The organism is Pseudomonas tremae (assembly GCF_001401155.1).
GTDB classification, from domain to species: domain Bacteria; phylum Pseudomonadota; class Gammaproteobacteria; order Pseudomonadales; family Pseudomonadaceae; genus Aquipseudomonas; species Aquipseudomonas tremae.
On sequence record NZ_LJRO01000352.1, the window covers coordinates 58,167 to 82,990 of the forward strand.

26 protein-coding genes are annotated in these 24,824 nt (G+C 59.7%); 15 read left to right on the forward strand and 11 right to left on the reverse strand.

Annotated features, from left to right (window positions below; genetic code table 11):
• Positions 1–90: 90 nt before the first annotated feature.
• Together ALO43_RS19210 and ALO43_RS19215 are read right to left on the reverse strand one after the other, a co-directional pair.
• The gene (locus tag ALO43_RS19210; RefSeq protein WP_005887155.1) at positions 91–1,875 is read right to left on the reverse strand and encodes an IlvD/Edd family dehydratase; all 1,785 of its coding nucleotides are present in this window, start codon (positions 1,873–1,875) and stop codon (positions 91–93) included.
• Between the two features lie 50 nt (positions 1,876–1,925).
• Positions 1,926–3,107, reverse strand: coding sequence for a fumarylacetoacetate hydrolase family protein (locus ALO43_RS19215; RefSeq protein WP_054997935.1), 1,182 nt, complete (start codon positions 3,105–3,107; stop codon positions 1,926–1,928).
• 114 nt (positions 3,108–3,221) lie between these two features.
• Between ALO43_RS19215 and ALO43_RS19220 the strand changes: the two genes are divergently transcribed.
• The 4 genes from ALO43_RS19220 (at position 3,222) to ALO43_RS19235 (ending at position 7,364) form a co-directional block, all read left to right on the forward strand.
• A complete protein-coding gene (locus tag ALO43_RS19220; protein WP_054997922.1) occupies positions 3,222–4,181 on the forward strand; it encodes a LysR family transcriptional regulator in 960 nt (319 codons plus the stop codon).
• A gap of 162 nt (positions 4,182–4,343) precedes the next feature.
• Positions 4,344–5,741, forward strand: a complete 1,398-nt coding sequence (locus ALO43_RS19225) for an MFS transporter (RefSeq protein ID WP_054997923.1) — start codon at positions 4,344–4,346, stop codon at positions 5,739–5,741.
• Positions 5,738–6,478: an SDR family oxidoreductase gene (locus ALO43_RS19230; RefSeq protein ID WP_005887164.1), complete on the forward strand. Its 741-nt coding sequence runs from the start codon at positions 5,738–5,740 to the stop codon at positions 6,476–6,478. Before ALO43_RS19225 ends, ALO43_RS19230 begins: the two co-directional genes overlap by 4 nt.
• Before the next feature lie 37 nt (positions 6,479–6,515).
• Complete coding sequence (locus tag ALO43_RS19235; protein WP_053932321.1) at positions 6,516–7,364, forward strand: ureidoglycolate lyase; 849 nt, start codon at positions 6,516–6,518, stop codon at positions 7,362–7,364.
• A 50-nt stretch (positions 7,365–7,414) separates the two neighbouring features.
• Here the strand turns inward: ALO43_RS19235 and ALO43_RS19240 are convergent, their stop codons facing one another.
• Complete coding sequence (locus tag ALO43_RS19240; protein WP_005887170.1) at positions 7,415–8,233, reverse strand: alpha/beta fold hydrolase; 819 nt, start codon at positions 8,231–8,233, stop codon at positions 7,415–7,417.
• Positions 8,234–8,520: 287 nt separating this feature from the next.
• On the opposite strand from ALO43_RS19240, the gene ALO43_RS19245 reads away from it, so the two are divergent.
• The 3 genes from ALO43_RS19245 (at position 8,521) to ALO43_RS19255 (ending at position 12,755) form a co-directional block, all read left to right on the forward strand.
• Positions 8,521–10,806, forward strand: coding sequence for a mechanosensitive ion channel family protein (locus tag ALO43_RS19245; protein ID WP_024669004.1), 2,286 nt, complete (start codon positions 8,521–8,523; stop codon positions 10,804–10,806).
• Between the two features lie 142 nt (positions 10,807–10,948).
• A complete protein-coding gene (locus ALO43_RS19250) occupies positions 10,949–11,833 on the forward strand; it encodes a sugar nucleotide-binding protein (protein WP_032618329.1) in 885 nt (294 codons plus the stop codon).
• On the forward strand, positions 11,826–12,755 hold the full coding sequence (locus ALO43_RS19255; protein WP_024669003.1) for an NAD-dependent epimerase/dehydratase family protein: 930 nt from the start codon (positions 11,826–11,828) through the stop codon (positions 12,753–12,755). Before ALO43_RS19250 ends, ALO43_RS19255 begins: the two co-directional genes overlap by 8 nt.
• Positions 12,756–12,863: 108 nt before the next feature.
• Here ALO43_RS19255 and ALO43_RS19260 read toward each other — a convergent pair whose 3' ends face one another.
• From ALO43_RS19260 to ALO43_RS19280, 5 genes are all read right to left on the reverse strand, one after another.
• Positions 12,864–13,550, reverse strand: coding sequence for an OmpW/AlkL family protein (locus ALO43_RS19260; RefSeq protein WP_024669002.1), 687 nt, complete (start codon positions 13,548–13,550; stop codon positions 12,864–12,866).
• 103 nt (positions 13,551–13,653) lie between these two features.
• Complete coding sequence (locus tag ALO43_RS19265) at positions 13,654–14,178, reverse strand: DUF3299 domain-containing protein (RefSeq protein ID WP_024669001.1); 525 nt, start codon at positions 14,176–14,178, stop codon at positions 13,654–13,656.
• 8 nt (positions 14,179–14,186) lie between these two features.
• Positions 14,187–15,452, reverse strand: a complete 1,266-nt coding sequence (locus ALO43_RS19270) for an ABC transporter permease (protein WP_005887183.1) — start codon at positions 15,450–15,452, stop codon at positions 14,187–14,189.
• A 1-nt stretch (position 15,453) separates the two neighbouring features.
• A complete protein-coding gene (locus ALO43_RS19275; protein ID WP_024691642.1) occupies positions 15,454–16,164 on the reverse strand; it encodes an ABC transporter ATP-binding protein in 711 nt (236 codons plus the stop codon).
• A 68-nt stretch (positions 16,165–16,232) separates the two neighbouring features.
• On the reverse strand, positions 16,233–16,826 hold the full coding sequence (locus tag ALO43_RS19280) for a DUF2796 domain-containing protein (protein ID WP_053480402.1): 594 nt from the start codon (positions 16,824–16,826) through the stop codon (positions 16,233–16,235).
• 300 nt (positions 16,827–17,126) lie between these two features.
• Here ALO43_RS19280 and ALO43_RS19285 point away from each other — a divergent pair, with 300 nt between their 5' ends.
• Together ALO43_RS19285 and ALO43_RS19290 are read left to right on the forward strand one after the other, a co-directional pair.
• Positions 17,127–17,549 carry a nuclear transport factor 2 family protein gene (locus ALO43_RS19285; protein WP_005887188.1) on the forward strand — a complete coding sequence of 141 codons (423 nt, stop codon included), beginning with the start codon at positions 17,127–17,129 and terminating at the stop codon, positions 17,547–17,549.
• 61 nt (positions 17,550–17,610) lie between these two features.
• Positions 17,611–17,964: a hypothetical protein gene (locus ALO43_RS19290; protein WP_053480403.1), complete on the forward strand. Its 354-nt coding sequence runs from the start codon at positions 17,611–17,613 to the stop codon at positions 17,962–17,964.
• Between the two features lie 49 nt (positions 17,965–18,013).
• On the opposite strand, the gene trxA is transcribed toward ALO43_RS19290, so the two are convergent.
• From trxA to ALO43_RS19305, 3 genes are all read right to left on the reverse strand, one after another.
• Positions 18,014–18,886, reverse strand: a complete 873-nt coding sequence (gene trxA / locus ALO43_RS19295) for a thioredoxin (protein WP_024668997.1) — start codon at positions 18,884–18,886, stop codon at positions 18,014–18,016.
• Between the two features lie 69 nt (positions 18,887–18,955).
• Positions 18,956–19,681 (reverse strand): class I SAM-dependent methyltransferase, encoded by a 726-nt coding sequence (locus ALO43_RS19300; RefSeq protein ID WP_054997924.1) that lies wholly within the window; start codon positions 19,679–19,681, stop codon positions 18,956–18,958.
• Positions 19,678–20,127, reverse strand: coding sequence for a hypothetical protein (locus ALO43_RS19305; RefSeq protein ID WP_005887198.1), 450 nt, complete (start codon positions 20,125–20,127; stop codon positions 19,678–19,680). The genes ALO43_RS19300 and ALO43_RS19305 overlap by 4 nt, the downstream gene beginning before the upstream one ends.
• 176 nt (positions 20,128–20,303) lie before the next feature.
• On the opposite strand from ALO43_RS19305, the gene nrdR reads away from it, so the two are divergent.
• From nrdR to nusB, 6 genes are all read left to right on the forward strand, one after another.
• Positions 20,304–20,768: a transcriptional regulator NrdR gene (gene nrdR / locus ALO43_RS19310; protein ID WP_005887199.1), complete on the forward strand. Its 465-nt coding sequence runs from the start codon at positions 20,304–20,306 to the stop codon at positions 20,766–20,768.
• Positions 20,765–21,910 carry a bifunctional diaminohydroxyphosphoribosylaminopyrimidine deaminase/5-amino-6-(5-phosphoribosylamino)uracil reductase RibD gene (gene ribD / locus ALO43_RS19315; RefSeq protein WP_081000166.1) on the forward strand — a complete coding sequence of 382 codons (1,146 nt, stop codon included), beginning with the start codon at positions 20,765–20,767 and terminating at the stop codon, positions 21,908–21,910. Before nrdR ends, ribD begins: the two co-directional genes overlap by 4 nt.
• Before the next feature lie 44 nt (positions 21,911–21,954).
• Positions 21,955–22,617, forward strand: a complete 663-nt coding sequence (locus tag ALO43_RS19320) for a riboflavin synthase (protein WP_005887203.1) — start codon at positions 21,955–21,957, stop codon at positions 22,615–22,617.
• Between the two features lie 16 nt (positions 22,618–22,633).
• Positions 22,634–23,725 (forward strand): bifunctional 3,4-dihydroxy-2-butanone-4-phosphate synthase/GTP cyclohydrolase II, encoded by a 1,092-nt coding sequence (gene ribBA, locus ALO43_RS19325; protein WP_005887205.1) that lies wholly within the window; start codon positions 22,634–22,636, stop codon positions 23,723–23,725.
• A gap of 128 nt (positions 23,726–23,853) precedes the next feature.
• The gene (ribH, locus tag ALO43_RS19330) at positions 23,854–24,330 is read left to right on the forward strand and encodes a 6,7-dimethyl-8-ribityllumazine synthase (RefSeq protein ID WP_024646173.1); all 477 of its coding nucleotides are present in this window, start codon (positions 23,854–23,856) and stop codon (positions 24,328–24,330) included.
• Positions 24,327–24,824 carry a transcription antitermination factor NusB gene (gene nusB / locus ALO43_RS19335; RefSeq protein WP_005887210.1) on the forward strand — a complete coding sequence of 166 codons (498 nt, stop codon included), beginning with the start codon at positions 24,327–24,329 and terminating at the stop codon, positions 24,822–24,824. The genes ribH and nusB overlap by 4 nt, the downstream gene beginning before the upstream one ends.

A 24,824-nucleotide genomic window follows, 5' to 3' on the forward strand; every position in this document is an offset into this window, starting at 1 on the left:
CAATGCGGGCTCGTTTCAACTGGTGAGGATATTAATACTCATTGTGTGTATTAATTATGACCGCCTCCGTTCGATCCGATTTTCTTTCGCTTAATGCGAATGCCTTGGCGGCCCATTGCGGGCGATGATTCTCATGTGCAGGGTGGCCGGTTCCAGGCAGCCGCCGGTGGACAACTGCCCGACCAACTGTCGGTAGAGTTCCTGCCAGGGCGTTTGTGACGGCGCCATTGACGGTGTCCAGGCTTGTCGACGTACTGCAAGTTCCTCGTCGTCTACCAGCAGGTTCACCGAACGGGCATTGAGGTCCACCCGCAAACGATCATTGGTGCGCAGCAATGCAAGGCCGCCACCGATGGCGGCCTCCGGAGACATGTTGAGTATTGACGGGCTTGCCGAGGTGCCGCTCTGGCGCCCATCACCCAGACAGGGCAGCGAGTCGATGCCGCGTTTGATCAGTGCGGCGGGTGGGTCCATGTTCACCACTTCAGCGCTGCCAGGGTAGCCGACGGGGCCTGCGCCACGGATTACCAGAATGCAGCGCTCGTCGATATCCAGCGTCGGATCATCAATGCGCGCGCGGTAATCCTCGGGCCCCTCGAACACGATAGCGCGCGCTTCAAAGCTGTTTTCGGCTCCGGGTTCGGACAGATAGGTTTTGCGGAAGGCCTCGCCGACGACTGACATTTTCATGATCGCGCTGTCGAAAAAGTTGCCGCTGAGCACGATAAACCCGGCACCGTATTTGAGCGGTTTGTCGTAGGGCAGGATGACTTCGGTGTTGCTGGTGACTGCGGTGCGGACAATGTCGCCTATGGATCGGCCGCTGACCGTGGCGCAGTCTTCATGCAGGCGCCCGGCTTTTTGCAGTTCGTGCATCACGGCAGGTACACCGCCTGCATGGTGAAAACCCTCGCCAAGGTATTTGCCGGCCGGCATGCAGTTGACCAGCAAGGGGACATCGACGCCGATACGCTGCCAGTCTTCCAGGCTCAGTTCGACGCCCATATGGCGGGCGATGGCGATCAGATGTGGCGGACAGTTGCTCGACGCACCCAGTGCCGAAGCGACAGCAATAGCGTTTTCGAACGCTTCTCGGGTCATGATTTGCGAAGGGCGGACGTCTTCCATTACCAGTTCACAAATGCGTTTGCCGGTGGCGTAGGCCATCTGCCCGCGTTCGCGATAAGGTGCAGGAATACTCGCGCAGCCGGGCAGCGACATGCCCAAGGCTTCAGCGATCGCGTTCATCGACAGGGCAGTGCCCATGGTGTTGCAGTGGCCGATCGAAGGCGAGGCGGCGGTGGTCATTTCCATGAAGCCTTCGTAGTCGATCTCTTGAGTCGCCAGCAGCTTGCGCGCATGCCAAAGCACTGTGCCGGAGCCGATCAATTCGCCTTTGTGATGGCCGTCGAGCATCGGCCCGCCGGACAGCACAATGGACGGCAGGTCGGTAGTCGCGGCGGCCATCAGGCAAGCGGGCGTTGTCTTGTCGCAACCGGTAGTCAGCACGACCCCGTCCAGCGGGTAGCCATGCAGAATCTCCACCAGCCCCAGGTACGCCAGGTTGCGATCCAGCGCAGCAGTCGGGCGACGGCTCTGTTCGGCAATCGGATGCACCGGGAACTCCATCGGGATGCCGCCCGCGTCGCGAATGCCGGCCTTGACCCTTTGGGCCAGTTCGATGTGATGGCGATTACAGGGCGTCAGGTCGCTGCCGGTCTGGGCGATCCCGATGATCGGACGACCCGATTGCAGCTCACTGCGTGTCAGTCCGTAATTCATGTAGCGCTCGACATACAGCGCAGTCAGGTCGGCATGCTCAGGGTCGTCGAACCATTGCTGGCTGCGCAGAGAGCGTTTGGGTGGCAGGCTCATGGGCGTGTTCTCTTGTTATGTGGTGAAGCCGGAAGATTGCGCAACGTCGCTTAGCGTTTCAGAAGGCCTCGGGCTGACAGGTTATGAAACAGCGCGCCGATCCCGAACGTCCACGGCGCGGCGGCATTGCTGTACGTCACCTCGTTGTGCAGGCTGCCGAGAAAAGGGCTGCTGATGCGCACCAGGTCGCCGGGTTTGTGAGTGAAGCCGGCGCCAGGGTGATCGCGATCCTGGGTCGGGGCGAACAGCGTGCCAAGGAATAGCACCAGGCCGTCCGGGTACTGGTGACAGCCATTGAGGGTCTGCGCCACGATATCCAGCGGGTCGCGACTGATTTGATCCATCGAACTGGCCCCTTGCAGCCGGTAAGCATCGGCCCCCTCAACCGTCAGGTCGATCACGCAGTGGCGCACGTCATCAAGGCTGAAATGCTCGTCGAACAGCCGAATAAACGGGCCGATGGCGCATGAGGCGTTGTTGTCCTTGGCCTTGCCCAGCAACAGCGCGCTTCGTCCTTCGACGTCACGAAGGTTCACGTCATTGCCCAGCGTCGCGCCTACAACATGACCGCGACTGTTGACCGCGAGCACCACTTCGGGCTCGGGGTTATTCCAGTGCGAATGCGGGTGAATGCCGATCGGGCTGGCGCTGCCAACGGCTGAAAGCACAGGGGCCTTGGTGAAAATCTCTGCGTCGGGGCCTATCCCGACTTCCAGGTATTGCGACCACATGCCTTTTTCGAGCAGCACCGCCTTCAGCAGCATAGCCTGCTCGGAGCCAGGCTTGACCGCGCGCAGGTTGTCGCCTATGACCTTGCGCACCGTCTCGCGGACACTGTCGGCAAGCGTTGCGTCGCCTCCGGCTTTTTCCTCGATGACTCGTTCGATCATGCTGGCGGCGAAGGTCACGCCGGCAGCCTTGATCACCTGTAAATCCAGTGGCGCCAGCAAGCTGGGACGGTCACGGTTGGTGTGTACGCCACTGTTCGCCAGCAGCGCCGCAATGCTTGCGACAAAAGTACCCGAAGCGTTGCGCACAGCCTCGACTGGGGAGTCCTGCTCCAGCAATTCGCTGACCGTGGCGAAGTGCGCCGACAGGTCGAACACCCCATCAGCGCGCAGTACCACAGGCGAGGGGCCAGCCACATTGCCGGGGATCCATGCGCGTCCGATAAGGGTGGCAGGCGAGCCATCGGTTGGCAGGGTGTTTTCAGGCGTAAGACGGATGGGCATGGCGAACGCTTCCTGGTCCATAAAAACTGCACGCTAGGTGGCTGCCTGGATAAACTCCAATGGCAAATATTCACTTATCGATAACCTGGCGTTATTACTGCGCAGAGGGAACCCATGTCGGACCTGTCGTTTTCGAGCTTCTGTAACTGGTTGAAATATCGCCATCTGATTCTGATCGACACCCTCGGGCGTACCCAGAACATGCACCTTGCTGCGCAGCAGATGAACCTCAGCCAGCCTGCGCTGAGCAAGATGCTCAAGGAAATAGAGAGTCTGCTGGGTTTCGCGATTTTCGAGCGTTTGCCGCGCAGCATGGTGCCGACTTCACTGGGCGTGCAGGTGGTGCGTTACGCCCAGCTTGCCTTGAACGATGCGCGTACGTTCGTCGAACAGATCAACAACCTCAGCGCCGGTGGCCATGGACACCTCAAGGTCGGCGGCATCTTCGCTGCCACGGCGGTGGTGCTGCCCGAGGCCATCGTGCAGATCAAGGAACGGTGGCCGTTGCTGTCCATCGAGGTGGTCGAGCAGACCAGCGATCACCTGATGGAAATGCTGGAAGAGCGAACACTCGACTTGGCCATCGGCCGATTCACCGAAAAGGGCCAGCAGCAGCGTTATGATTTTCAGGCACTGGCGCCCGAACCGTTCAGTATCGTGGTCAACAGCCGTCATCCGTTGTGCGATGCAGGGCCGATGAGCTTGCAGCAATTGGTGGACTGGCCATGGATGCTGTATCCGAAAGGCACGCCGATACGCGGACGTATGGAAGCAGCATTTGCCGAGGCCGGTGTCGGCGTGCCGCGCAATACCATCGATACCATCTCGATGCAGACCTTCCTCAAGGTGCTGCAAAGCGGCCCGATGATCGGCATGTTGCCTGACGCGATGGTTGCACCTCATCTCGAAAGTGGGCTGCTCAGGACATTGCAAACGCAGATGCATCTGGTGCCGCAGTTCTACGGGATTCTGACCCGCAAGAGCGAGCCACTGACCGGCCCCGCTCAGGAATTCGCCAATATCCTGCTGGAAAACGCGCGTCTGGTTCAGGAAAAGCAAGCGCCAGGTTCATGAGGTAGAGCAATAACCGTGCGTTATCGATTAATCCAAAAATGCCATTGGGATTGAATCACTCCCTGACCTAGATTACTGGCCAGCACATGCAATGGGGCATTCAGTGATTTAGCTGTGTCTGCCCGCACGACCCACTCAATAAAAACAATGAGGCATGCCCGCATGCCAAGGGTTATTCACATGCAGACCAATGCCGAACCGCAGGGCTCCGACGCAGGATTTGAAGACCGCACTTATCGCAAGGTTATCTTGCGAACTCTGCCGATCCTGCTGCTGTGTTACATGGCCGCCTATCTGGACCGGGTCAATATCGGTTTCGCCAAGCTCGACATGCTCAACGATCTGCAATTCAGCAATACCGTCTATGCGCTGGGCGCGAGCATGTTCTTCTGGGGTTACTTTCTGTTTGAAGTACCCAGCAACCTGCTGTTGCACAGGCTTGGCGCGCGTTTCTGGATTGCCCGGATCATGTTCACCTGGGCACTGGTGTCCATTGCAGTCGCCTTCACCGTACCCCTCGCACAGTTCTTCCGCATTGAATCGAGCAGCATGTTCTACGTGCTGCGCTTTTTGCTGGGCATCTGTGAGGCAGGTTTCTTTCCCGGGGTCATTCTGTACCTCAACTACTGGTTTCCAACGCACCGTCAAAGCCGCGTGATGTCCGGTTTTCTGATGGCGCTGCCGGTCAGCCTCACGCTCGGCGGCATGCTGTCCGGCTGGCTGATGAACAGCATGAACGGCATACACGGCATGGCCGGATGGCAGTGGATGCTGATCATCGAGGGTATCCCGTCAATCATCATGGCGGTCGTGGTGATCGTTTACCTGTGTGACAACATCGACTCGGCCAAATGGTTGTCGGCACCTGAGAAAGCCATGCTCAAGGCCAATCTGGTCAGCGACAATCACGGCAAGGCCTCGCGCCTGAGCGAGGTGTTTTTCAACCCGCGCGTCTGGCTGCTGGTGTTGATTCTGCTGACATTCAACACCGGTTTTTATGGCCTGGCGTTCTGGATGCCGTCGATCATCAAAAGCGCAGGTATTGCCAATACCTTTCATATCGGTTTGTTGACCGCCATTCCCTACAGCATCGCCACCGTTGCCATGTTGCTCAATGCACGGCACTCCAATCGCACTGGCGAGCGGCGTCTGCACGCGGCAGTGCCCGCGTTCATTGGTGGCGTCGGTCTGATTCTGAGTGCTTACTTTGCTCACAATCTGGTGCTTTCGGTGCTGTTTCTCAGCGTGGCGGCGTCAGGGCTGCTCAGCCTGATGCCGATATTCTGGACGTTGCCGGGGACCGTGCTGTCAGGCGTTGCGGCAGCAGCCGGGATCGGGATGATCAATGCGATCGGCAACCTGTCCGGTTTCACCGGCTCGATGATCACTGCTGTCGCTGAGACCATGACGGGTGACATCAATAACGGCACGTACGTGCTGGCCCTGTGCCTACTGGTCAGCGGCGGGTTGATTCTGTTGATCCCGCGCAGCATGCTCGACAAGACCGGCGCTGCTCCGGTAATGGTTACTCCCACTCTTTCTGGCATGGAGAAAGTATGACCATGAGCGACAAACGAGTACTGATTACCGCGGCTGGCCAAGGTATCGGGCTGGCCAGTGCCAAGGCGTTCGTCGAGGCTGGCGCTGAGGTCATTGCAACTGATCTGGACCTGAGCAACCTGAGCGGTATAAGCGGACTGCAAGCCATTAAGCTGGACGTTACCTCGGCCCAGGCGATCCGCGAACTCAGCGAGCAGATCGGCCCCATCGATGTGCTGTTCAACTGCGCAGGCTATGTGCATTCCGGCACCATCCTGGAATGTGACGAGGCAGCCTGGCTGCACTCGATGGATCTCAATGTCACCGCCATGTACCGCATGATCCAGGCCTTTCTGCCGGGCATGCTGAGCCGCGGTGGCGGTTCGATCATCAACATGGCGTCGGTGGCGTCCAGCGTCAAAGGCGTGCCCAATCGCTTTGCCTACAGTGCCAGCAAGGCGGCGGTGATCGGGCTGACCAAATCGGTAGCTGCAGATTTCATTGGTCAAGGCATCCGTTGCAATGCTATTTGTCCGGGCACGGTGGATTCACCGTCTCTGCGAATGCGCATTGCCGCGCAGGCCAGACAGCAGGGCATTACCGAGGCACAGGTCTATCAGCAGTTTGTGGATCGACAGCCCATGGGACGTATCGGCAGCGTGGAGGAAATCGCGCAACTGGTTATTTATCTGGGCTCTGATGCCTCGTCCTACACCTCCGGTGCTGTGCATGTGATCGATGGTGGAATGAGCATCTGAACCCATTTTTGCAGCCTCGACAGAACAGGAGAACTCGATGAAATTGCTACGTTACGGTGAAAAAGGTGCTGAAAAGCCCGGCCTGCTGGATGCAAGCAACCAGATCCGCGATCTCTCCGCGCACATCAAAGATGTTGCAGGCGATGCGTTGAGCCCAGCCAGCCTGGCCAGCCTTGCGGCACTTGACCCTGCAAGCCTGCCGCTGGTGCCGGGTCAACCGCGTATCGGCGCCTGCGTCGGGCAGGTCGGCAAGTTCGTCTGCATCGGCCTGAACTACGCCGACCACGCTGCCGAATCCAATATGGAAATCCCGAAAGAGCCGATCATCTTCAATAAATGGACCAGCGCCATCTGCGGCCCGAACGATGACGTCCAGATCCCGCGTGGCTCGCTCAAGACCGACTGGGAAGTGGAAATGGGCGTCGTGATAGGCAAGGGCGGGCGTAACATCGACGAAGCCAATGCAATGGAGCACGTCGCTGGCTACTGCGTGATCAATGATGTGTCCGAGCGCGAGTGGCAGCTCGAGCGCGGCGGCACATGGGACAAGGGCAAGGGCTTCGATACCTTCGGCCCGCTTGGCCCCTGGCTGGTGACCCGCGATGAGATCGCCGACCCTCACTCGCTTGACCTGTGGCTTGAGGTCGATGGCCATCGTTACCAGCAGGGCAATACCCGCACGCTGATTTTCTCGGTGCCGCAATTGATCGCTTACCTGAGCCGGTGCATGAGCCTGCAGCCGGGTGATGTGATCTCGACCGGCACGCCACCGGGCGTCGGCCTTGGCGTCAAACCCGAGCCCGTGTTCCTGCGTGCCGGGCAGCGTATCCGCCTGGGCATCGCCGGGTTGGGCGAGCAGAATCAGTTGACCGTTCAGGCCGACTGATTCTGTGTGAGAGGGGAGTCGGCAATCGACTCCCTGTTGTACGCAGGGCTTCAGCTCTGCAGAAACGTCAGCAAATCCTCGTTCAGTTGTTGCGCATGGGTCACTGCAAAACCATGCGGAGCGCCAGGATAAACCTTCAGCACGGCGCCCTTGATCATCTCGGCAGCCCGCTTGCCCGACGCCTCGAATGGCACGACCTGGTCACCATCGCCATGAATCACCAGGGTCGGCACATCGATTTTGGCCATGTCCGGACGGAAGTCTGTGGCGGAAAACGCCGTAACGCAATCCAGCGTGCCCTTGAGTGAGGCGAGCAGGGCGATGTTCAGGGTTTGGGTCTGAACGCCTTCAGAAACTTCCTGACCTTTATTCAGGCCGTAGAACGGTGTCGCAAAGTCACTGATGAACTGGGCGCGGTCCTTCATCAGGCCGTCCTTTATGCCATCGAAAACGGATGCGTCGACACCTTCAGGGTTGTCTTCGGTCTTGAGAAAAAACGGCGTGACGGAGCCCAGCAAGGCGAGCCTGGCGACTCGTTCGCTGCCATGCCTGGCAATGTAGCGAGTCACGTCGCCGCCGCCCATGGAGAAGCCGACCAGCGTTACGTCGCGCAGGTCGAGGTGCTCGATCAGCTCAGCGATATCGTCAGCAAAGGTGTCGTAATCGTAACCGCTCCACGGCTGGCTCGAACGGCCAAAGCCGCGCCGGTCAAAGGCGATGGTGCGGTAGCCTTTGCTGCTGAGGTGCTCCATCTGGTATTCCCACATGTCGCCATCCAGCGGCCAGCCGTGGCTGAACAGCACCGGTGTGCCCGTGCCCCAGTCCTTGTAATAGATATCGGTGCCATCTTTGGTCTTGAACGTACTCATGCCGATTCCTCTCGTTTCAGATGATCTGGCTTGCCAGTCAGGTTGCCACGTGTCGAGCCTGTTGACTGTACGCATGCAGATGTTACGGCTCTCGTCTTTTCCGGCATTTGGCCTGTTGCATAGTTCAGTCCGAATGTCCGAGAGGCATGCCTGACTCGTGCTGCAGAGCGCTCCGCTGAAACATCGGCTCATTGTATTTCCCTGTGCAAACCGAACTTGCCGGGCAAACAGGAATCAGTTCCTTGGGTTGAGGCTTCCTGAACCTGAACATTGAAGGAGAAAACGGCGTGGCGTCTCAGCTGAAAATCTTGATCCTGTCGGGTCTGTTGTTATTCGCAGGCAGCTTCAACCTTCAGGCGGCCGATGTACCCGCACTGCCAATGGGCGCTGCGGTGCCCGCCGATGACAAGGCGGCGGACAAGGCCGACAGCAAGGCAGCCGACAAAGCGCCCGCCAAGCCGGACGACAAGGCCGCAGCCAAACCGGATGCAGCGTCAGACGCTGCTGCAGACCCCGCCGCCGCTGACCCGGCTGCCGAACTTCTGGTGCAGGGCGGTTTGCTCGGCGCTATCAGTACCAGCATTGATGACGTGCAGGAAAAGCTCAATCTGGATGACAACCTGTTCGATGCCTGGCGATTGCGTGCCGACCGTGCAGCCGACGAACTGGAAAAGCTGGTCAACAAGCGCACCACGCGTTCGCCCTGGAGCGTGGTCGGCGACTTCCTGGCCTTGTCGTTCGTGTGGATGGGGGCGTTCGCGGTTCTGACGACATTGGGTCGCTTTCTCGCCGTTCGCTTGTGCAAAACCCCCTTCATGCAGGTTCGCGAGCGCAGTCAGGCGCTGCTCAAATACGTCTTGCCGTTTACTTTGCCAGCCATCATCTGCCTGCCACTGACCCTCTATGTCAGCCACTTCATGCCGTCCTCGGTCGGTCGCGCCCTGGCGCTGTGTTTTGCCTACGCCACCAGCAGCGGCATCGTTTCCACGTCAGTGCTGCTGTGCGTGATCGTGATGTTCAACGCAGGGCACAAGCGCGCTGCGGTGCGCATGATTCGCCGTTATTCACCCAAGCCGTTGTTCGTGGTGGGCTTTCTGGCAGCGCTGAGCGATGCGCTGACCAGCCCGCAGATCGCCCGGCAACTGGGCAGCAACGTCACCACCAGTGTTGCGGTGTTCACCGGCCTGTTCGCGTCGGTGGTGTTCTGCATGCTGATCATCAAAGTGCGTCGGCCAGTGTCGCATCTGATCCGTAACCGGTCGCTGAGCAGCCGCTTGCAACGGCCTGCACTGCAACAGTCGCTGAAGATATTCTCCAACCTGTGGCACCTGCCTATCCTGCTGATGATTCTGGTCTCGGCGATCAACCTCGTCGGCGCCGGTGAAGACAGCCAGGAGGCTCTGCGTTGCGCGCTGTTCACCACCATATTGCTGATTGCCACGGTTTTCCTCAGTACAGTGTTCCAGCACCTCTTCAAACCCGCCGAATCCCTCGGGCGCGGCGGGCATGTGTACAAGGCGCGCTTGCTGAGCCTTGTGTACGCCGTGTTGCGTATCGCACTGGCGCTCACCTTCATCGAAGTGTTGGGGCGTATCTGGGGGTTCTCGATGTTCGAGTTCGCCCAGCGCAATACGCTGGGTCGGGTGATCAGCGATTCACTGAGCAGTATCGGGCTGATCTTTGTGGTCACCTGGCTGCTGTGGGTGGTGCTGGACACTGCGATTCAGGAAGCCCTCAAACCACCGATCAATCATCGCAGCGGTCGTCAGCCCAGTACGCGGATCAAGACCATCCTGCCGTTGCTGCGCAATGCGGTAAAAATCATTCTGGTGGTGATCTGCGCGATCACCACCATGGCCAATCTGGGGATCAACGTTGCGCCACTGCTGGCGGGTGCCGGTGTGGTCGGCCTGGCGATCGGTTTTGGCTCGCAGCAATTGGTTCAGGATGTGATCACCGGCCTGTTCATCATCATCGAAGACACGTTCTCGGTGGGCGACTGGGTGGTGCTGAGTACCGGCCATTCGGGGTCCGTGGAAAGCCTCACCATCCGCACCGTGCGTCTGCGTGACGGCAAGGGCTTCGTCCACTCGGTGCCGTTCGGGCAGATCAAGGCGGTCACTAACCAGTCACGCCAGTTCGCCTATGCGTTCTTCTCGGTGCAGTTCACCTACGACTCGGACATCGATGACGCGCTGGCGCTGATCCGCGAAACCGGTCAGTCGATCAGCGAAGACATCCTGCTCAAGCACAACCTGCAAGGCCCGCTGGAAGTGTTCGGGGTCGATCGCATGGACCTGAATGGCGTGGTGCTGACCGCGCAGTTCCGCACCTCGTCAGGCGGGCAGTATGCGGTCGGGCGTGCGTTCAATGAGCGCCTCAAGCGGCTTGTGGACAAGAACCCCAACGTGCGCTTCGCGCAGACTTATCCACAGATGGTCATGGGGCCGGGCTTCAATAATCCTCAGGCTGGCGTTGAAGCCGAAGGGCCGCCGGCGCCATCGGACCCTGCCGTCGCTACGCCATCTGCGCCTGCACCTGCGCCGCTCGGTCTGCCCAAAGGAAATGCATGAGGCCAAGGCGCTGCAACGTGTTGTTGTAGCGCCATCGCCCAGCCAGACTGCGCAACTGTTGGGGGTTGGCAGCCAACGTGTTATGTTTGCAGGCGTTTTTCAATTGTTTGTTTGATTACCTGATTCCGAGCCTGCTGACTCTATGCGAATGCGCCTTATGCTGTTGGGCGGCGGGAATGCCCTCGGGCAGGCGCTGATTCGTCTGGGTGCCGAGGAAGACATTGGCTTCCTCGCACCACGTCCACCGCAAGACGGCTGGGACGTGGCGAGCCTCACGCAACTGCTTGACGACACCCGTCCCGATGCCTTGATCAACCTTGCTTACTACTTCGACTGGTTTCAGGCAGAGGTGGTCAGCGAAGCGCGTCTGACTCACCAGGAGCGCTCTGTCGAGCGTCTGGCCGAACTGTGTCAGCACCACAACATCACTCTGGTACAGCCTTCCAGCTACCGTGTGTTCGATGGCTCGCGTGCGACCGCCTACAGCGAAAAGGACGAGCCAGTGCCGTTGGGCCTGCGTGGCCAAGCGCTGTGGCGTATCGAACAAAGCGTGCGCGCGACCTGCCCGCAACATGTGCTGGTGCGTTTCGGCTGGCTGCTGGACGACAGCGCCGACGGCGTATTGGGTCGCTTTCTGTCGCGCGCCAAAGAGCCTGGCGAAATACTGCTGGCCGATGATCGACGTGGCAATCCGACGCCCGTCGATGATGCTGCGCGAGTGCTTATTTCGGTGGTCAAGCAACTCGATTGCGAAGCGCCGCTGTGGGGCACTTACCACTATGCCGGGCACGAGGCGACCACGCCATTGGCGCTAGGACAGGCAGTGCTCACCGAGGCGCGTATTGCGCATCCGCTGGCCATCGAGTCGCCTACCGCGCAGGCCCACGCCGCGCGCCCCGATGCAGCCGAAGAGCCGCAGCACGCGGTCCTCGCCTGCAAGAAGATTCTCCACACTTTCGGCATCAAGCCTCGCGCCTGGCGGGCCGGCTTGCCAAGCCTGCTGGATCGGTATTATCGACATGTCTGACGCTCCTGTTCTGATCACTGGGGGGGCTGGCTTCATCGGCTCGCACCTGACCGACGCATTGCTCGCCAGCGGGCACAGCGTGCGCATTCTCGACAACCTTTCGGCGGGCAAACGCAGCAATCTTCCGCTCGACAACCCACGGGTCGAACTGATCGAGGGAGACGTGGCAGACGCCGCACTGGTCAAGCGTGCCGCACAGGGCTGCCAGGCAGTTGTACACCTTGCTGCCGTAGCCTCGGTGCAAGCGTCAGTCGATGACCCCGTACGTACCCATCAGAGCAACTTCATCGGGACGCTGAATGTATGTGAAGCGATGCGCGAAGCCGGCATCAAACGTGTGATCTTCGCCTCCAGCGCGGCGGTCTACGGCAATAACGGCGAAGGCGATGCGATCACCGAGGACACCGTCAAAGCGCCGCTGACCCCTTATGCGTCGGACAAGCTGGCCAGCGAGTTCTACCTGGATTTCTATCGCCGCCAGCATGGTCTGGAGCCAGTGATCTTTCGCTTCTTCAACATCTTCGGCCCGCGCCAGGATCCATCTTCGCCATATTCCGGGGTGATCAGCATCTTTGCCGAGCGTATCCAGAACGGTTTGCCGATTGTCGTGTTTGGCGATGGCGAGCAAACGCGCGACTTTTTCTACGTAGGGGATCTGCTCAAGCTGCTGCTGCAGGCCCTGTCGCGGGAAAGTGCGATTGAAGGTGCGATCAACGTGGGTCTGAACAACACCACCTCGCTCAATGAGCTGCTGTCGGCGCTCTCGCAAGTGGTCGGCAAGCAGCCGGAAGTCAGCTACCAGGCGCCGCGCTCGGGCGACATAAAACATTCCCGCGCCAGCAACCGGCGTTTGCTGGAGCACTTCACGGTGGATGAGCCGACACCCTTGCATCGCGGCCTTGAGCTGTTGATAGGGCAGTGAATCCGGCATTCAGCGTTACACACACACACAAATCTGGCTGATTACTAAAAACGACAAAGGCACCCGCTGAGGGTGCCTTTGTGTTTGTGGCGCTTGAAACTGTGCAGGTCAGAACTTGTAACCCACGCCCACCATGTACACCCACGGGTCGATATCCACATCCACTTTGGTCTTGCCGACAGCCAGCGCAGAAGGCCCGTCGACGGTAGCTTTGGTGTCGATGTCGACGTACCAGACCGAGGCGTTGACCAGAACGTTTTCGGTGATCATGTAGTCCATGCCCAACTGTGCGGCCAGGCCTACCGAGTCCTTGAGCTTGAGGTTACTGAAACCCTGATTCTTGCGGTCGCCGGTCAGGTCGGTGTCGAAGAACGTGGTGTAGTTGATACCCACGCCCGCGTAAGGCTGGAATCTGGACGAGGGTTCCATGGGGTAGTACTGCAGCGACAGGGTGGGCGGCAGTTGTTTGATGTCCGCCAGCTTGCCATCCAGTCCAGGGCCCAGGCCTTTGACCGATACGGTGTGGCTGAATGGCGTGGCGGCCAGCAGCTCGATGCCGACATGTTGAGTCAGCATGTAAGCGAAGGTCAGGCCCAGCTGGTTTTCGCCATCGACAGTGGCTTTGGTGCCGGAAACCTTGGCGCCGTCGAGCCTGACTTCGCTGCTGTCTTCGTTAGGCTGGACGTGCGCGACACCGGCACGGACGATGAAATCGCCTTTTTCGTAGGCGTGTGCCGCAACCGGGGCAGTGATGGCGAGCGCGACAAGGGACGCGCTTAGCAGGTGCTTGTTCATGGAGGCTCCAGAGATCAGTCAAAATTTATGGGCGTAATGTTAAAGCGCTGTCGAGCGGCGGCTTTGACTCAGCTCAATGAAATCGCTGGGAACCTCGTCATCCTCATGAATCCGGCAACTCGTAGACAAGGATCTTGTCTGCCTGCATCTGATAACCCGCTTCTGCCAGTTCGCTGCTAGACGACTTGGCCTGCATCGGTCCTTCGATCCAGTACGGCTGATACAGCTCATCGACCTTCACGCCCAGCTCACTCGTGACATGCACGATCTGGTTCGCTGGTGGCGGCGGCACATGGATGCAGGCACCGAAATACGGCACCAGCAAAAACTCCGTCACTCTGCCTTCTTCACTGACCTCGAGCGGCACGATGTAGCCCGGCAAACGCACCATTTGTCCATCCAGTGCCTTGACCACCGGCGCATGCGGTGCCAATTGATGGGCCGCAGGCGCTGCCTCCATGGCCAGTGCATCGGACAGCTTGGACATATCGTGTATGGGAGCCGTTACCGGCTTCACCACAGGTGCATCGGGCGGAATCATGTCATTCCAGGTCAGTATCCGCGGCTCTGCGGCCCACAGTTGAGTGGTCACCGAGAGCAGCAGAGTGAGTAGCATGCGCCGCATCATGAAGGTCCTCATAAACGAATCGACAGTCCATCGGCCAGTGACTGCCTGTAGGCTCGCCAGGCTGGCACGGTTCCCATCAACAGCGCGCAACCGAGAATGCCACCCAGTAAAGTCCATTCATATTGGCCAGGTGGCATAGACGAGAGGTACAGGCCGTAGTTGTCCAGTACGTAGTCACGTGCCGCAAAAATGCCGATATAGAGCAGTGCAAGGCCGCTGATGACACCGGCCAGCGCGAGTGCGAAGGCCTCGAGTATAAGCAGGCTTGCGACGTGCCAGGGACGCGCGCCGACCGAGCGTAGAATCGCCATTTCCCGGCGTCGCTCGTTGAGGCTGGTGAGAATCGCGGTGAGCATGCCGATCAGGCCGGTCAGCACCACAAACAGAGAAATCACGAACAGCGCTTTCTCGGCGGTGCCCATCAAGCCCCACAGTTCTTGCAACGCCACACCTGGGAGAATCGCCAGCATGGGTTCGCCTCGGTATTCATTGATCTCGCGTTGCAGGCTGAACGTCGAAATCTTGCTGTTCAGGCCCAGCATGAATGCAGTAATTGCGGTGGGTGTCAGGTCCATGTTGCGCGCCTGATCGGCCGAGATTCGCTCATTGCCGCGTGCCGGAGCGCCGTTATGCCAATCGATGTGAATGGCCTCCATGCCGCCCAGGCTGATGTGCAGTGTGCGGTCAACCGGCGTGCCGGTCGGTTTGAGAATGCCGACCACAGTGAACGGCTTGTCGTCATGCTTGACCAGGCTGATCGCCGCCACACCGTGCGCCAGTACCAGCTTGTCGCCCAGCTTGTAATGAAGCGCCTTGGCCACTTCAGAGCCCAGCACCACTTCGAACGGGTCGGTGTTGAACTCGCGCCCATCGGCCATCTGCAAGTGCTGCTGGCGGCCGAATTGATAGTGTTCGAAGTACGAGGCATTGGTGCCCATTACCCGATAGCCGCGGTGCGAATCGCCGAGGGAGATCGGGATTGCCCATTTGACCTGCTTGTTCTCGGCAAAATGCTCGAAGCTGTCCCAGCGAATATTATTGGTGGCGTTGCCGATGCGGAACACCGAATACAGCAATAAGTTGATGGAGCCGGAACGTGCGCCGACGATCAGGTCGGTGCCGCTGATGGTGCTGGCGAAACTGGAACGGGCTTCGGTGCGCACGCGCTCGACGCCGAGCAACAGGCAAACCGAGAGAGCGATGGCGAAGGCGGTGAGAAACGCAGTGAAGCGGCGATTGGCGAGGCTGGCGAGCGCCAGACGAAACAGATACATCTCAAATCTCCACGGCAACGGCGGCGCGATTCAGGTCGCTCAGCGACAGGTTGCGATCAAACAAGGGCGCCAGGCTCTGGTCATGACTGACGAACAACAGGCTGGCCCCGGCTTCGCGGCATTCGGCGAACAACAGGCGAATGAACGCCTCGCGCGAATCGGCATCCAGCGCAGAGGTGGGCTCGTCGGCAATCACCAGCTCCGGCTGACCGATCAACGCCCGTGCGGCGGCCACACGTTGCTGCTGGCCGATGGACAGGGAATCGGCGCGGCGGGCGAGCAGTGCCGGATCTTTCAAGCCTAGATGGGCGAGCAGGGTAGTGGTGGCTTTTTCAACGCTGCCGTGACGTTGCCTGGCGCGTTCTGCACGGACGTTGGAAAAGTGGCAAGGCAGCTCGACGTTCTCCCGGACCGACAAAAAGGGCAGCAGGTTGAACTGCTGGAAGATGTAGCCGGTGTGATCGACACGGAAGCGATCACGGGCTGCCGACGACAGGCTCGATAACTCCTGATTCAGTAGTTTGATGCTGCCACTGGCGGGTTTTTGAACGCCGCCCAGCAGGCCCAGCAATGTGGTTTTGCCGCTGCCACTGGGGCCTTTGAGGAACAGGGTTTCGCCGGTTTCCAGACGAAACGCCGGGATGTCCAGCAACTGCGGTTGGCCTGGCCAGTTGAAGGTCAGGTCCGACAGCTCGATCAGTGCTTGGGTCATGGCTGACTCACGCTCGGTTGGAAATTAAAAGACCGGGCCATGCCCGGTCGTTGTGCCGCAAAATGCGATCAGAATTTCAGCGTAGGGTTGGCCGCTATCACTTCCGCGCCCGACTGGCCGCCTGGCGAGATCAGTTGTACCTGAAGCTTCTTGGTGTCGGGGAAGGTTTTGAAGATTTGCGACAGGTCGAGCTTCTTCAAAACGGACGGTGCGTCGCAGACGAACTTGTAGTGACCATGAATTTCACTGTGCTCATGATGATCTGCGTCGCCTGCTGCGGCGTGTTCCTCGTGGTCATCATCCTTGTCGCCAAACAGCGGGCTTTCCAGCTTCACCGAGGTGGCCGAGCAGTTGGCTGCATCGGCAATGCTGAACAGTGCGTTGGGCTTGAGCAGCAACTCACGTGCCTTGGCCACTTTGGCCTTGTCTTCGGCAGAGGTTGCCACGTGCTCGAAGCCCACGATATTCATGGCCGGGCTGTCAAACTCGAACTCCAGCGTCTTGCCTTCCAGCACCACGTCCAGACGCCCTACGCCGTGCTCATGGGCGCCAAGGCTGCCATGTTCCTCACCATGGTCGTGGTCATGATCGTGTTCTTCTGCCGCATGAGCGGCAACGAGTGGCAGCAGGGCGAAAGGCAAAGCGAGTAGCAGGGGGCGCATAGCGAACTCCGGAACAATATTCAAAAAACTGTTATGTGATCTTATAACAAGTGTCGATGTGGTGGACGTGTTTTTATCCTGGGCGTGGCCTGACGAGCCTCTTTGGGGGCTGAGTTGTTGGTGCTGACTGGAATACCTTGCCCAGTGCTTATGCAGAAGTAGTCTCACACTTTGCGTCATCAAGTCCTACTCTGAAAGATGAAAGTCTCTACACCTGCGCCGGATGCGTCAGGAAGGTTTTCAGCGCCAGCCGAGCCATGTGTTCGACGTCGGTCGAGTGCGACATCAAGGAAGATACCCATGAACAAGCTCCATCCGAACAGAGAAATCCTGCGCGCGGTGTACAAGGATCTGACACGCATTACCGAATTCGCCGACGCTGACATCGTGCTGCACAAGGCTGATCAGGGCGCGGGTGGCGGTCTTTCCATTGCCATCGGTAGAGACGCGGTGCTGTCCCACGAGCTGAACCTGCTCAAGCGTACGCATCAGACGCTGTACATGGATGTTCACGAGATCGTTGCCAACGCACATTTCGGTTCGGTGGTGGGAGAGATACGCGCTCGCTGCGAGGGGCGGAAAATCATCATGCCGTTTTGCGGCCTGTGGCGGTTTCGTGATGGACGGATCGTCGAGCACTGGGAAAACGTCTACGACGTGCGGTCGCTTGGCGACTTCATGAACGGCAAGGCGCCGGCAGCCAATCAGTGGCATTACGGTTGAGAATGGGAATGTGCGTCTGCCTGTGGGAGCATGTGCGCCTGACTGTCAGCAGGTACACATCATGTTGCGTATTCGTGGAACCGTAGGCCAGTGGCCGGTGGATTTGACCCTGGAACTGGATGAAGGTGACTGGGCTCAGCTGGGCGCGCAGCTCAAGGCTGCCGCGCCTGATATATCGGTCGCGGAGGTTGAGAGCAAGCAGCTTGGCCAGGACGACAGGCTATGGCAGGTCGCTCAGGAGCTGCTGCAGAAGGCCGGGCAGATGAGTGGGCCGGATTTACTGGGGCAACTGGAAGGGCTGGCCGGCAGCACGGCAGCCGGCAAGCATCTGCTGGTGCGTCTGAGGCATAACGCAAACGTGAAGGTAGAAAGCGGCGGAGATGCGCCGCTTTACAGCTGGATCGAAGCTGTTTGATCTGACGCCGTCCACACACTGGCACCCATGCGGTGCCAGTGTGTTGAGCTTAGTACAGCGCGGCGAACAGCTTGCGACGATAGGCAGTGACCAGCGGGTGATCATTGCCCAGCAGGTCGAACACTTGCAGCAGCGTCTTGTGCGGCAGGCCCTCGGCGTAGCTGCGGTTGCGAATGAACAGCTTGAGCAGGCCTTCCAGTGCAGCTTCGTACTGCTGGCGCGATAACTGCTGAATAGCCAGTTGGTGTGCAGCTTCGTCATCCTGCGGGTTTTGCGCCAAGCGGCTTTTCAGCTCGGCGGCATCCGGCAGGGTCGCAGCTTCAGCCAGAAACGTCAGCTGTGCCTTTGCACCGGCCAGTTCGGCCTTGTGTTCGTCACCCGTGACCGCGTCCAGCACTGCTTTGGCTTCGCTCAGCTCGCCACGTTCGGCCAGGCAGCGTGCATACAGAATCAGCGCGGCAGCGTTGGTGTTGTCCTCGCCCAGCAGCAGCTTCAGTACTGCTTCAGCCTCGGAAAAACGGCTTTCGGCGAATAAGGCCTGTGCCTGCTTGAGCGGGTCGGCAGCCGGTGGCGGCGGCATTACCACATGTTGTTCGAGAATTTTGCGAATCTCCGACTCCGGCTGCGCACCGGCAAAGCCATCCACCGGCTGACCGTCCTTGAACAGCACCACGGTCGGCAGGCTGCGAATACCGAAGCGCGCTACGACATCCGGCTCGGCATCACAATTGACCTTGGCTAGCAGCAGTTCGCCCTGATAACTCTCGGTGATCTGCTGCAGCAGCGGCATCAAGACCTTGCAGGGCGCACACCACTCGGCCCAGAAATCGACCAGCACTGGTTGATCGAATGACTTGTCGATCACCATCTGATCGAACGTAGCCGTGGTGGCGTCGAAGATGTAAGCAGTGTCCTGGCTCATTGCGCGTCTCGAAGAATCTGAATGCCGCCAACTATAAAGCCCGCAGCGCAATGCGCAAAGCGGCGTCGGCTATAGCGCGCCGAATGCAGGCTGATCCAGCGTGGTAACGCCGTTCCGGGCGCTCTGCGTCTGGTCCTGAGTGCATCGCACGGCGTGATACACACTCACGTCGCGAAACTCGTAGGGTTCTGCCAGGTCCGGCAACGTGTGTGCATGCAGCATCGCCAGGCGCTGGTAGGCAGCGTGCCTGAAGTCGCGCACGCGCGAGTCTGCCACCAGGGCCTGGCGGCCCCGAGAGAGAAACTGATCAAGCAGCGGCAGGTTGGCGCGGTCGTACAGCACGTCGGCGACCAGGATCAGGTCAAAGCGATCAGCTTCGGCGAAGAAGTCAGCGGAGTAATTCAACTGCACCTGATTGAGCTCGGCATTGGCCCGACAGGCGGCAATAGCCAGTGGGTCCAGATCACACGCCACCACCTCGATTGCCCCGGCTCTGGCCGCCGCAATGGCCGCCACACCTGAACCTGCGCCGAAATCCAGTACTCGCTTGCCTGTTACCCATTGCGGGTTTTCAGCCAGAAAACGAGCCAAAGCCAAGCCGCTGGCCCAGCAAAAGCTCCAGTACGGCGGATCTTCCAGGATGCGGCGCGTTTCATCCGGGCTGAACGCTCGGTCCATGTTGGCATCGTCGATCAGCCACAGTTTCAGTGCCGTGCCCGGCAGTGCCGTTACCACCAGTCGGGCGTCGCCGAGCAATTCTCCCAGCGCGTCTTGCAGATGTTGCGGGGCGATCATGGCGCCTTGACGAACTGCAGTTGGCCGAGCATTTGAGTGGTGGGCTGATCGATGCGCATCGACGGCAGGTGCAGAATGAGCTGCCCTGACTGGCTGGCTCGACCGCGCAGCTCCACTCGTCCGCCTACCGGAAAGGCCTCCGGGTTGAAGCGCAACTGGAAGGGCAGCGACTTGCCGTTGCCTTTAAGCAAGGTGTTGGTCAGCAGCTTTTGCGGACGACCGCGATCGTCGATCACCAGCATTGCCAGTTCGACCTCGGCCCCGGCCGGCACGCCCAGCAACTGACCGCTGATCTCGCGCTGATAAGGTTGCAGCGGCCCTGGGCCGGCAGGCAACTTGATCGCCGGCGCAACGGGAGGAGCGGCAACAGGTTTCGGGGCATCGTTGCTGCTGCACGCGGCGAGCAGGCCAACGAGGCCTAGCAAAAACAGGGGGCGTAGCGTCATCAAAAGCTCCATAAAACAAATATCGAAAGGCTGTGCGACGCCAGAGGTGCAGTATTACCGAGCCAAGGCAATTTAACATCGCTTTAATGCGCGTCTATATACCGCAAACCCTCAGCCTTGTCTTGCCGACAGGATGCGCTAACATGGCGCTCCTCATTCTTTCGTTGCCAGCCACCATGCACTGTCCCTTCTGCGGTGCCAATGACACCAAAGTCATCGACTCCCGCCTCGTCGCCGAAGGCGAGCAAGTACGCCGCCGACGTGAATGTCTGGCTTGTGGCGAGCGCTTCACCACGTTCGAGACCGCCGAGCTGGTCTTGCCGCGCCTGATCAAGCAAGACGGCAGTCGTCAGCCTTTCGATGAAGAAAAGCTGCGCGCCGGCATGCAGCGGGCTCTTGAAAAGCGCCCCGTGAGTGTAGAGCGTCTTGAAGCGGCGCTGGCCCATATCAAGCACAAGTTGCGCGCAACCGGCGAGCGTGAAGTCAAATCCCTGGTGGTGGGCGAACTGGTCATGACCGAGCTGCAAAAGCTCGATGAAGTGGCCTATATTCGTTTCGCTTCGGTGTACCGCCGCTTTCAGGACCTCAACGAGTTTCGTGAAGAAATCGACCGTCTGGCCCGCGAGCCGGGTAAGGAATGAGTGCATTGTTGACTGAGCAGGCTGCCCTTGACGTTCATTACATGGCCCATGCGCTGGAACTGGCGCGCAAAGGCCTGTACTCCACCCACCCCAACCCGCGAGTCGGTTGCGTCATCGTGCGCGATGGCCAGATCGTCGGTGAAGGCTGGCACGCCCGCGCGGGCGAGCCTCACGCCGAAGTGCATGCCTTGCGTCAGGCTGGCGAGCTGGCAAGAGGCGCCACCGCCTACGTCACGCTGGAACCGTGCAGCCACCAGGGCCGTACGCCGCCCTGTGCCGATGCGCTGGTCGAGGCCGGGCTGTCCCGCGTCGTTGCTGCCATGCAGGACCCCAATCCCGAAGTTTCCGGTCGCGGACTGCTACGTTTGATGAACGCGGGCATCGGTGTTCAATGCGGTGTGCTGGAAAACGAAGCGCGAGCACTGAACAAAGGCTTCCTCAAGCGCATGGGAACCGGACGTCCCTATATCCGGGTCAAGCTGGCAATGAGCCTGGATGGCCGCACTGCGATGGCCAGTGGCGAAAGCCAGTGGATCACCGGCCCCGAAGCCCGTTCTGCGGTGCAGCGTCTGCGCGCGCAGTCGAGTGTCGTTCTGACGGGCGCCGACACCGTGCTGGTGGACAGCGCCAGGCTGACCGTTCGCCCTGAAGAACTGGGGCTGAGCGCAGAGTTGACCGCATTGGCTGCTGCGCGTCCTCCCTTGCGCGTATTGATCGACGGAAGGCTGCGCGTGCCACTGGACGCGCCGTTTTTTCAGGCAGGTAATGCCCTGGTTGTGACCTGCGCCGCTGCGTCGGCGCGGGGTCGCTATCAGGAAGACGGCCACGAAATGCTGGCGCTGGCCGACAGCGCGGGCCATGTGGACCTGCGCAAGTTGATGGGCGAGCTGGGCGCGCGTGGCGTCAACGAGGTGCTGGTCGAGGCTGGCCCGCGTCTGGCGGGTGCTTTTGCGCGTCTCGGGCTGGTCGACGAATTTCAGATATTCATTGCCGGGAAGTTTCTCGGCTCATCGGCCCGGCCGCTGCTGGATCTGCCACTGGCGCAGATGAGCGAAGCGCTGGAGCTGAACATCGTGGAAATGCGAGCCGTCGGCAATGACTGGCGAGTCATTGCTCTCCCAGTCTCCGTACCCGGCGTATAATTCCCGGCTTCGCCTAGCGCAGCCTTTGTTCCCCCGGAGGACCCATGTTTACCGGCATCATCGAATCCATTGGCAGCATCCGCGCCCTGACTCCGAAGGGTGGCGACGTCCGCGTTTACGTGGAAACCGGCAAGCTCGACCTGAGCGACGTCAAGCTCGGCGACAGTATTGCCGTCAACGGCGTGTGCCTGACCGCAGTGGAACTGCCCGGCGATGGCTTCTGGGCTGACGTCAGTCGCGAAACGCTTACCGTTACCGCGTTTGTCGATCTGAAAAGCGGCAGCCGGGTCAATCTGGAAAAAGCCCTGACACCGACCACGCGCCTGGGTGGCCATCTGGTCAGCGGCCATGTCGACGGCGTAGGCGAAATCGTCGCCCGTGCCGACAACGCCCGCGCCATTCAGTTTACGGTGCGTGCGCCGCGTGAACTGGCCAAATACATCGCCCATAAAGGTTCGATCACGGTCGACGGCACCAGCCTGACTGTCAATTCGGTCAATGGCGCGGAGTTCGAACTGACCATCGTGCCTCATACCTGGAGCGAAACCATCATGGCCGACTACCAGCCTGGTCGTAAGGTCAATCTGGAAGTCGACCTGCTGGCGCGCTATCTGGAGCGTCTGCTGCTGGGCGACAAGGCTGCCGAGCCGGGTCATGGCACGATCACCGAAAGCTTTCTGGCCGAGAACGGCTACCTGAAATCCTGAACCAAGGGGGTGCCGCGTGGCGCTCAACAGTATCGAAGAACTGGTCGAAGACATTCGCCAGGGCAAAATGGTCATCCTCATGGATGACGAAGACCGCGAGAACGAAGGCGACCTGATCATGGCCGCCGAGTGCGTTAGGCCTGAAGACATCAACTTCATGGCGCGCTTTGCCCGTGGCCTGATCTGCATGCCGATGACCCGCGAGCGCTGCGAAACCCTCAAGCTGCCACTGATGGCGCCGCGCAACGGTTCAGGTTTCGGCACCAAGTTCACCGTGTCCATCGAAGCCGCCGAAGGCGTGACGACCGGCATTTCCGCCGCAGACCGCGCGCGCACCGTACAGGCAGCGGCAGCCAAGGAAGCCAGAGCTGAAGACATCGTCAGCCCGGGGCATATATTTCCGTTGATGGCCCAGGCCGGTGGCACGCTTGCTCGTGCCGGCCACACTGAAGCCGCCTGCGACCTTGCACGGATGGCCGGGTTTGAGCCCACAGGCTTGATCTGTGAGGTCATGAACGACGACGGCACCATGTCGCGTCGCGCCGAACTTGAAGCATTTGCCCAGCAACACGACATCAAGATTGGCACCATCGCCGACCTGATTCACTACCGGATGATTCACGAGCGTACCGTTCAGCGGATTGCCGAACAGCCAATGGACAGCGAACTGGGCAGTTTCAACCTGGTTACTTACCGCGATTCGGTCGAGGGTGATGTGCATCTGGCACTGACTCTGGGCAAGATCTGCGCAGAAGAGCCGACCCTTGTGCGAGTCCATAACATGGACCCGCTGCGCGACCTGTTGATGGTCAGGCAACCCGGCCGCTGGAGCCTGCGCGCCGCCATGAGCGCGGTCTCCAAGGCAGGCAGCGGTGTGGTCCTGTTGCTCGGTCATCCGCTGGACGGCGATGTATTGCTGGCCAATATTCGCGAAACCGCCGGGCAACAACCGATCAAGACGCCGACCACGTACAGCACGGTCGGTGCAGGTTCGCAGATCCTTCGTGACCTCGGCGTGCGCAAAATGCGCCTGATGAGTTCGCCAATGAAGTTCAATGCGATATCCGGTTTCGATCTGGAAGTTGTAGAATACGTGCCCTCCGAATAAATACCGGCAGGCCGATGCGTGCGAAAGAAGGTTTTCGCAGGTTTTGGCCTGACAGTTGCGATTCGTGGCCTACTATCCCTCAAAGTCCGCCTCAAGGCGCGCTTGCTCTTTAATACGAGACTCACCGAATGACCTTGAAGACCATCGAAGGTACTTTCATCGCCCCCCAAGGACGCTACGCCCTGGTAGTTGGCCGTTTCAACAGCTTCGTCGTGGAAAGCCTGGTTAGCGGTGCCGTCGATGCGCTGGTACGCCACGGCGTCAGCGAAAGCGACATCACCATCATCCGCGCGCCGGGTGCCTTCGAAATTCCGCTGGTAGTGCAGAAAGTTGCTCAGCGCAGCGAGTTCTCCGCCATCGTCGCGCTGGGCGCGGTGATCCGTGGTGGTACGCCGCATTTCGAATACGTTGCAGGCGAATGCGTCAAAGGCCTGTCTCAGGTTTCCATGGAGTTCGGCATTCCGGTCGCCTTTGGCGTATTGACTGTCGATTCCATCGAACAGGCCATCGAACGCTCCGGCACCAAGGCCGGTAACAAAGGCGCTGAAGCTGCCCTGTCCGCGATTGAAATGGTCAGCCTGCTCTCGCAGTTGGAGGCCAAGTGATTTCCGACGACACCGATCAGTTCAATCCGCGCGACGCCAAATCGCCGGAAGCCGCCAAGGGCAAGAGTGCCAAGCGTCGCGAAGCGCGTCAGATGGCAACCCAGGCGCTGTATCAATGGCACATGGCCGGCCATGCACTGAACGAGATCGAAGCACAGTTTCGCGTTGACAACGACTTCAGCAACGTCGATGGCACCTACTTCCATGAGCTGTTGCATGGCGTGGCGACCAACAAGACCGAGATCGACACCGCGCTCTCGCCTTGTCTCGACCTGACCATCGAAGAGCTTGATCCGGTTGAACTGGCGGTATTGCGCCTGTCCACCTTCGAGCTGCTCAAGCGTATCGATGTGCCTTATCGCGTGGTGATCAACGAAGGCATCGAGCTGGCGAAAGTCTACGGCTCCACTGACGGCCACAAGTTCGTCAATGGCGTGCTGGACAAGCTGGCGCCGCGCCTGCGTGAAGTCGAAGTGAAGGCCCACAAGCGCTGA